This is a genomic window from Methylorubrum sp. SL192, assembly GCF_026672325.1.
GTDB classification, from domain to species: domain Bacteria; phylum Pseudomonadota; class Alphaproteobacteria; order Rhizobiales; family Beijerinckiaceae; genus Methylobacterium; species Methylobacterium extorquens.
Genome location: NZ_JAPPQV010000003.1, coordinates 500,487 through 507,500 on the forward strand (window position 1 = coordinate 500,487; position 7,014 = coordinate 507,500).

General features: G+C 71.4%; 4 protein-coding genes (1 of these 4 cut by a window edge). All 4 read left to right on the forward strand.

Annotation, left to right across the window (positions count from 1 at the left end; genetic code table 11):
• Positions 1 to 46: 46 nt before the first annotated feature.
• Tightly spaced (each overlapping or abutting the next), the 4 genes in view from bcsA to OVA30_RS03175 form a layout consistent with a single transcriptional unit that may run on beyond the window.
• Entirely contained in the window at positions 47 to 2,539 is a 2,493-nt protein-coding gene (gene bcsA, locus OVA30_RS03160; protein ID WP_268174590.1) for a UDP-forming cellulose synthase catalytic subunit, read from the forward strand.
• A complete protein-coding gene (locus OVA30_RS03165) occupies positions 2,536 to 5,175 on the forward strand; it encodes a cellulose biosynthesis cyclic di-GMP-binding regulatory protein BcsB (protein WP_268174591.1) in 2,640 nt (879 codons plus the stop codon). Before bcsA ends, OVA30_RS03165 begins: the two co-directional genes overlap by 4 nt.
• A complete protein-coding gene (locus tag OVA30_RS03170) occupies positions 5,175 to 6,476 on the forward strand; it encodes a glycosyl hydrolase family 8 (protein ID WP_268174592.1) in 1,302 nt (433 codons plus the stop codon). The genes OVA30_RS03165 and OVA30_RS03170 overlap by 1 nt, the downstream gene beginning before the upstream one ends.
• On the forward strand, positions 6,461 to 7,014 hold the beginning of the coding sequence (locus OVA30_RS03175; RefSeq protein WP_268174593.1) for a hypothetical protein. 1,510 nt of this gene lie beyond the right edge of the window; the window shows 554 of its 2,064 coding nt (coding positions 1-554); the start codon lies at positions 6,461 to 6,463; its stop codon lies off the right edge, out of view. Before OVA30_RS03170 ends, OVA30_RS03175 begins: the two co-directional genes overlap by 16 nt.

Sequence of the window (7,014 nt, forward strand, 5' to 3'; positions counted from 1 at the left end):
CCGGAAATCGTCGTATTTTAATGATGGATCCGTCCACGAGGCAGGGGTGGCGAGTGTGATACGTGCGCTGCGGTGGCTGGCCTGGATGGGGACGACGGTTGCCGGCCTCATCCTGCTGAGCCAACCGGTCGGGACGCAGAACCAGCTCGCCATGAGTCTCGCCGCCATGGCGGCGATGATCGTGCTGTGGCTGTTCCTCGACGGGCCGCGCACCCGCTTCGTGTTCCTGGCGCTCGGGAGCCTCGTGGTGCTCCGCTACATCCTGTGGCGGGTCACCGATACGCTGCCCTCCCCCGGCGATCCGGTCAGCTTCGGCTTCGGCCTGCTGCTGCTCGTGGGCGAATTGTACTGCGTCTTCATCCTGTTCGTGAGCCTGATCATCAACGCCGACCCGCTCAAGCGGGCGCCGCCGCCTGTCGCGCGCGCGGCCGAGCTGCCCACGGTCGACGTGTTCGTGCCGAGCTACAACGAGGATGCCGCCATCCTGGCGATGACGCTGGCGGCCGCGCGCCAGATGAACTACCCGCCCGACAAGCTCACGGTCTGGCTTCTCGACGACGGCGGGTCGGACCAGAAATGCGCCGACCCCAACCCGGAGAAGGCCAAGGCTGCCCGCGACCGGCGGCGCGAGTTGACGGTGCTGGCCGAGGAACTCGGCTGCCGCTACCTCACCCGCGCCCGCAACGAGCACGCCAAGGCGGGCAACCTCAACAATGGGCTCGCCTTCGCCAGCGGCGAGATCGTCGTCGTGCTCGATGCCGACCACGTCCCGTTCCGCTCGTTCCTGAGCGAGACGGTGGGCTACTTCGCCGAAGACCCGAAGCTGTTCCTCGTCCAGACGCCGCACGCTTTCCTCAACCCCGATCCGATCGAGCGGAACCTGAAGACCTTCGAGCGGATGCCGTCGGAGAACGAGATGTTCTACGCGGTGACGCAGCGCGGGCTCGACAAGTGGAACGGCTCGTTCTTCTGCGGCTCGGCCGCCCTGCTGCGCCGCACCGCGCTGGACGAGGCCGGGGGATTCTCCGGCATCACCATCACCGAGGATTGCGAGACTGCGTTCGAGCTGCATTCCCGCGGCTGGACCAGTGCCTATGTCGACAAGCCCCTGATCGCCGGGCTCCAGCCCGAGACGCTCTCGGCCTTCATCGGCCAGCGCTCGCGCTGGTGCCAGGGCATGTTCCAGATCCTGCTGCTGAAGAACCCGGCTTTGCAGAAGGGGCTCAAGCCGATCCAGAAGATCGCCTACCTCTCGAGCATGACGTTCTGGTTCTTCCCCGTGCCGCGACTGATCTTCATGTTCGCGCCGCTGCTGCACATCTTCTTCGACTTGAAGATTTTCGTTGCCAGCGTCGATGAATCGATCGCCTATACGGCGACCTATATCGTCATCAACTTGATGATGCAGAACTACGTCTACGGCAAGTTCCGCTGGCCCTTCGTCTCGGAGCTCTACGAATACGTCCAGGGCCTCTATCTGTCGAAGGCCATCGTCTCGGTGATCTGGTCGCCGCGAAAGCCGACCTTCAACGTCACCGACAAGGGCATCAGCCTCGACCACGACCATCTCTCGTCGGCCTCTCTCCCGTTCTTCGCCGTCTACGGGTTGCTGGCGGCGGGCTGCGCGGTGGCGACGTGGCGCTACCTGTTCGAGCCGGGCGTGACCAACCTGATGCTGGTGGTCGGGCTGTGGAACTTCTTCAACCTGCTGACCGCGGGCGCGGCGCTCGGGGTCTGCGCCGAGCGCCGACAGCTGGAGCGGACGCCCTCGCTCGCCATCAACCGGCGCGGCCAGATCACTTTGGGCGGCCGGGCCATCGACGTGTCGATCGAGCGCGTCTCGGCCGAGGCCTGCACGGTGCGCCTGCCCGCCGCCCTGCTGCCGACGGGAGGCGGACACCGCAAGCTGACCGGCGCGCTCACCGTCGTCCCGGTGGCGGGCGCGCGCCCGGCCGGCGCCCTGCCGGTGACCCTGGAGCGGATCGACCGCACTAAGGACGAGGCCTTCGCCCGCCTGAGCTTCGGCCGCCTGCGCCCGCAGGATTACGTGGCGCTCGCCGGCCTGATGTACGGCGACGCGGAGGCGATGCGCCGCTTTCAGATGCGCCGCCGCCGCCACAAGGACATCCTGACCGGCACGCTGCAATTCATCTGGTGGGGTCTGTCCGAGCCGTTCCGCGCTGTGCGCTACGCCTTCGCCGCCGATGCGCGGCCGGCGGTGGCGCCGCTGATCGACGGCACCTCGCCGATCTACGATGCGCCGGAACAGGCGCCGACCGGGGCGAACCTGCCCGAGCCGCTGCTTGCGCCAGCGGTGCCGGCTCACGCGCTCCAGGCCGCCCCACAGGCGCCGAGGGCGCCTGTGCCGGCCGAGGCGCGGAACCCAGCCCCGGCGGCTCAGTCCCCGGCCAACACACCGGCCAACCCCTCTGCCACCCCGCCGGCCCGCGCCTCGAACGATTGGGTGCGCATGATGCTCGATTACGAGAACGAGCGCGCGCTCGCCGGTCGGACCGGCCGCGGCACCGGGACGGCATGAGGGCGATGGCGGTGCAGCCTCTTTCACGAGCCGGCTTCGGACCCGCGCGCCGGGCCCCCCGGACGCCGGCCCTCGCGCTCTTCTGCGCGCTCATGGTTGGGGTGCCGGCTCACGCGCAGAGCTTCCTCGGGACTGGTCCGGCCGAGCGTCTGACGGTGCCGCCGACGGGAGACGCCCTGCGAAAGCAGAGCCCCGCGCCGGCTCAAGCCCCTGCGCGAACCCCCACGTCGTCAGCCCCCCCAACACCGACAGCGCAAGGCCGCCCGTCGGCTCCCGACAGCGCCGACGGCGGACGCCGTCCGCAGATCCAGGCGACCATCGCCCCGGCCCGCCGCCTGCCCGCCGGCACCCGCGGCTTCCGCCTTTCGGGCGAGGAGGACGTGCTGCAATACCCGGTCTACCTCACCGAGGGGCAGGCGCGGGGCGCGGCACGGCTGCGCGTCTCCTACCTCTCGGCGATCTCGGTGGCGCCGGAGGGCTCGGAACTCACCGGCCTCGTCAACGGCACCAAGGTCGGCTGGACCCGGATTCAGGCGCCCGGCGCCGTCAAGGTGGTGGAATTCGCGATTCCCGACGGCGTCCTTAAGGCCGGCTACAACGCCGTGACCCTGACGGCGAGCCAGCGCCACCGGGTCGATTGCGCGATCGAGGCGACCTACGAGCTCTGGACCCAGATCGATCCCTCGCGCTCCGGGCTGGTGATCGCACCGGCCGCCGACCTCGACCTAAAATCGCTGGCCGCCCTCGAACCCGACGAGAGCGGCGCCCTCCCCATGGGCGTGCTGCTCAACGAGAAGCCGACCCTGCCGCGCCTGGAGCGGATGATCGGCGCCGTGCAGGCGCTCGCCGTCGTGAGCCGGCTCGCCCGGCCCGCGGTCAGCTTCGGGCCGCCGCTCTCCGGTCGCAGCGGCGTCAACCTGCTGGTGGGGACCGCTGCCGAGATCCGCGGCACGGACGGCGTCGAGGATCTCGGGCCGATCACCGGGCCGCGGCTCGCCCTGCTGCCGCCGCGGGGCAACCGCGCGCCGACACTCGTCGTGACCGGCCTCGGCCCGGACGACGTGCGGGCGGCGACCGCCCAGCTCGCCGCGGCCGGCGATGCCGGCGGCAGCGGGCCGGGCACGGCGCTCGCGCCCCTGATCCGGGGCTACGAGGTGCAGGGCGGCGAGCGGCTCGAATTGCAGCGCCTCGGCGTCACCAGCCGGGAGTTCAATGGGCGCCTGCTGCGCACCCGGATCGAGCTGCGCTTTCCGCCCGATTTCGTGCCCGCCGACTACGGCAAGGCCATGCTGCACCTGGCCGGCGGCTACGCGGCCGGGCTCGATTCGAGCGCCCAGATCGTCGTCGACATCAACGGCCGCAACGCCGCGAGCGTGCCGCTGCCCTATGCCCGCGGCGAGGTGTTCGACGATCAGGCCATCCCCCTGCCCTTGAGCCTGTGGCGGCCGGGCCTGAACAGCGTCGAGATCAGTGCGCAATTGCCCAACGCGGCGGACAAGGTCTGCGACACCCTCTCGCCCGCGGCGCGGCAGCCGCGCTTCCTCTTCCTCGACCGCACCCGCCTCGAAATCCCGTCCCTGGCCCGAGCCGTGCGCAGCCCCGATCTCGCGGCGGTCAAGGCGGGGGCCGTGCCCTTCACCGCGCCGGGCCCGCGCCCGCGCCTCGTGCTGCCGGTCGCGGACCGCGAGACGGCGGATGCCGCGGCTACGCTGGCCGCTCGCCTCGCCATCGCCGCCAAGCGCGTCATCGATTTCGAACTCGTGCCCGATGCCGGCGGCACCGAGAGCAGCGCCAAGCTGGTGGTGGCGCCCGCCCGCGCCCTCAATCCGGTGACGATCCAAGAGGTCGGCCTCGATCCCGAAGAGATCCGCCGCATCTGGGGCGGGCGGGCCGAGACGGTGGCGACACCGGGCCAGTTCGGCCCCGAGGGTGTGCTGACCCTCGACCGGCTGCGCCGCAACCTGCCGATGCGCTGCGCCCTGCCGCCCGCCGCAGTGCCGGTCAGCGTGGCCGCGGCACCCCCGGCGGCGTCCACGGCCGCCCCCGCTGCGGCGCCGCCCGCACCGCGAAGCACGCCGCGGCCGGCAGCCCCGGAGACCGACGAGGAACTCGTGGCCCGCTGGGACCAGACAATGTCGGGCGCGGCCTTCGTGCCCAGCGTCCTGCGGGAGGGCTGGACCCGGCTCGCGAACGGGGCGCTGCGGCTGCGCAGCGGCGTGACGGGCCTGATCGAGGCACCGACGGCAGACGTGCCGGTCAATCCCCGCGCCTCGCTGATCATCGCCGAGGACAGCGGCGGCACCCGCCTCGGCGAGACCACCGTGCTCGTCACCGCGCCGAACCCGTCGATGCTCAAGGCCTCGGTGTCCTGCCTCGTCGATCCCTTGGTCTGGACCCGCCTTGTCGGGCGCGCCGCCTTCCTCGATGCCTCGGACGGCACCCTCACCACCGTCCAGCCCGATCGCGTCGCGCTGATCGAGACCCGCTCGTGGTCGCTGGCGAACTTCCGGCTCGTCTCGGCGGCCTGGCTCTCCCTCAATCCCGGCTACTATGTCGGCATGACCCTGTTCATGGCCCTGTGCCTCGGCCTCGCCACCACGGGCCTCGTGCGCCAACTCGGTCGAAGGAATTCCTGATGCGGCCCCCCCGCACCCCGCGCCGCACGTACCGCCCTTGCCGCCCTCGCCGCCGCCCCGGCTTCACCGCCCCGCGTATCATCGGATGGGCGGTTGCCTCGGCGCTCGCCCTCGCGGCGGCCGGATCCGCCGCGGCACAGACGACCCCGCAGCCGGCATCCCCACAGCCGGCCTCCCCGGAGACGTCGTCCCAAGTGCCTCAGCCCGCGCCCCAGCAGACGGAGGCCACCACGGTGCCCCCCGCCACGGCCCTGCCGGGCCCGCCGCGCGCCGAGACGTCGGCGCGGACCGATTCCGGACCGCTGCTCGCCAACACCCTGGGCGACGACGCGGCGTGGCGCGCCTACCGGTCGCGGTTCATCACCGAGCAGGGCCGGATCGTCGATACCGCCAACGGCCTGATCAGCCACAGCGAGGGCCAGGGCTACGGCATGCTGCTCGCGGTCGCGGCCGGCGACCGGCCCACCTTCGAGCGGATCTGGGGCTGGACCCGCGCCAACCTGATGGTGCGCTCCGACGAATTGCTGGCATGGCGCTGGGCGCCCGACCACCGCCCGGCGGTCTCCGACATGAACAACGCCACCGACGGCGACATCCTGGTCGCCTGGGCGCTCACCGAGGCAGCGGAGGCCTGGGGCGAGCCGTCCTACCGCACCGCCGCGCGCCGCATCGCCGTCGAGTTCGGCCGCAAGACCATCCTGTTCAAGGACCCGCACGGGCCCGTCCTGCTGCCGGCCGTCTCCGGCTTCTCGGCCCGCGAGCGCGCTGACGGCCCGCTTATCAACCTGTCCTACTGGGTCTTCCCCGCCTTCCAGCGGCTGCCGATCGTCGCCCCGGAATACGATTGGGCCTCGCTGATCCGCAGCGGCGTCGATTTCCTGCGCCAGTCCCGCTTCGGGCCGAGCAGCCTGCCGACCGAGTGGATCTCGGCCAAGGACAGCTTACGCCCCGCCGACGGCTTCCCGCCGCTGTTCTCCTACAACGCGATCCGGGTGCCGCTCTATCTCGCCTGGGCCGGCGTCGGGCGGCCGGAGGATTACGCGCCGTTCAAGACGCTCTGGGGCGGGATCGAGCGCGAGCGCCTGCCGATCGTCGACACCCGCGACGGGCAGCCGGTCGAGTGGCTGAGCGAGCCGGGCTATATGGCGATCTCCGCGATCACCGCCTGCGCCGCGGACGGAACACCCTTTCCGGAAGCCTTAAGGACGGTGCAGGACAATCAGAACTACTATCCCGCCACCCTCCAACTCCTCTCGCTGATCGCCGCCCGGATGCGGTATCCGTCATGCGTGAAATCCTGACGCCCCCGCGGCGGCCTGCGCCGAAAGGCCCGGCGGCCCGGCGGACGAGACCGCGCCAGGGTCTGACATCCCGGCCGTTCGCGATGGCCGCGCCATCGGGTGCGCTCCTCGGTGCGCTCCTGCTCGCCAGTGCGGCGCCCGCGATGGCCCAGGGCGGCGCGGCACCGGAATCAGCCACGCGCCTCATCTACGGCGACGGCGCCCGTGCGCCCGCGATCGTGGTTGATCCCGAGACCGGGGTCACGCCCGGCATGGTCGATGAGAGCGCGCTACGCTACTACGCCTCGCAGAAGCAGACCGCCCGGATGAAGGCCGAGATCGCGCGGCTGAAGCGGCTCTATCCCGGCTGGACCGAACCGGGTGATCTCGACACCCTGCAACCGAGCCCGCCGGAAGAAGCGCCGCTGTGGGATCTGTTCACCGCCGGCCGCTTCCAGGATCTGCGTGCGGCCATCGCGGCGCGCCGCTCGCTCGAACCGAATTGGCAGCCCTCGGACGAACTCGCGCGCAAGCTCCGCCGGGCGGAGTTCCGCGCCAG

Excerpts from the sequence above, each read along its gene's own strand:
- OVA30_RS03165 (WP_268174591.1), top strand. The coding sequence starts at position 2,536 with ATGAGGGCGATGGCGGTGCAGCCTCTTTCACGAGCCGGCTTCGGACCC.
- OVA30_RS03170 (WP_268174592.1), top strand. The coding sequence starts at position 5,175 with ATGCGGCCCCCCCGCACCCCGCGCCGCACGTACCGCCCTTGCCGCCCT.